1 protein-coding gene is annotated in these 431 nt (G+C 68.9%); it reads left to right on the forward strand.

The features are described from left to right. A partial coding sequence (locus ACTT8P_RS38475; protein WP_442836434.1) for a hypothetical protein occupies nucleotides 1–431 on the forward strand: 431 nt, incomplete at both ends.

Here is a 431-nt window from a genome sequence, read left to right on the forward strand (position 1 = left end):
GTGCCGGTGGGTGTGTCGGTGGGGTTGTTGGGGGGTGTGCCGGCGGCGTTTCGTGCGGGTGTTGAGGATGTGTTGCTGGCGGGTTTGGTGGGGGCGGTGTCGGAGTGGTCGGCGGCTGGTGGCGGGGAGTCGTCGGGTTTTCTGGTGGATGTGGAGGGGCATGGGCGGGTGCCGTTGGGTGACGGTGGTGATCTGTCGCGGACGGTGGGCTGGTTTACGGGTGTGCGTCCGGTGCGGGTGGACGCGGGTGGTGTTGACGGTGGCGCGGTCCGGTCTGGTGGTGGGGCTGCGGGGGTGCTGGTCAAGCGGGTCAAGGAGCAGGTGCGGGCGGTTCCCGGGGACGGTCTGGGTTTCGGGGTGCTGCGGTATCTGAACGAGGAGACGGCGGGGGTACTGGCGGGACTGCCGACCCCACAGATCGGCTTCAACTA

This window comes from Streptomyces sp. JW3 (assembly GCF_052216785.1).
In the GTDB taxonomy this organism is placed as follows: domain Bacteria; phylum Actinomycetota; class Actinomycetes; order Streptomycetales; family Streptomycetaceae; genus Streptomyces.